The organism is Micromonospora sp. SL1-18, assembly GCF_047921505.1.
In the GTDB taxonomy this organism is placed as follows: domain Bacteria; phylum Actinomycetota; class Actinomycetes; order Mycobacteriales; family Micromonosporaceae; genus Micromonospora.
Genome location: NZ_JBLROA010000216.1, coordinates 1 through 489, shown reverse-complemented (window position 1 = coordinate 489; position 489 = coordinate 1). Strand labels below are relative to the sequence as shown.

The window sequence follows — 489 nt, the reverse complement described above, 5'->3', positions numbered from 1 at the left end:
GGCCGGAGCGGCGGCTGGCCTCGGCCGGATAAGTTCGGGACATGACCGATCGGCGCGGTGCTGCTCACGGTGCTGGGCCCGCCGCGTGGACCGTACCGCTGGCGTTCACGGTGATGGTGGCGGTGTCGATCGCCACCCGGCGCCGCCTGCCCCGCGACGTCGGCACCACGATGCTCCGCCTGCACGCCCCCGAAGCACTCCGCCGGTAAGGAGGGAACATGACCGGCATGCCGACCAACGGACGTCGGCGAGTCACCGGGCTGCTGGCCCTGGTGCTCGCCGGCGGCCTCACCGGTCCGCTCAGTGGCTGTTTCAGCGGCTGCGTCCACACCAAACTCCAGGTGTCGCCGGTCGAGGTCGACGACGTGACCGCCCCGCTCACGGTGAGCGCGCGGCTGACCCGGGACGGCAAACCGGTCGCCGGGGTCACCGTGACGCTGGCGGTGATGGTGTTGGGCACGGACAACGCACGCAGCGAGGCGATGTTCG

Annotated in this window: 2 protein-coding genes; both read left to right on the top strand. The window is 71.8% G+C overall.

The window, feature by feature from the left end:
• Window positions 1-41 precede the first annotated feature (41 nt).
• Window positions 42-209 carry a hypothetical protein gene (locus ACNAW0_RS30640; RefSeq protein WP_416291522.1) on the top strand — a complete coding sequence of 56 codons (168 nt, stop codon included), beginning with the start codon at window positions 42-44 and terminating at the stop codon, window positions 207-209.
• 9 nt (window positions 210-218) lie between these two features.
• The coding region (locus tag ACNAW0_RS30635; protein WP_416291521.1) for a hypothetical protein at window positions 219-489 on the top strand (271 nt) is incomplete at its 3' end.

Excerpts from the sequence above, each read along its gene's own strand:
- ACNAW0_RS30640 (WP_416291522.1), top strand. The coding sequence starts at position 42 with ATGACCGATCGGCGCGGTGCTGCTCACGGTGCTGGGCCCGCCGCGTGG.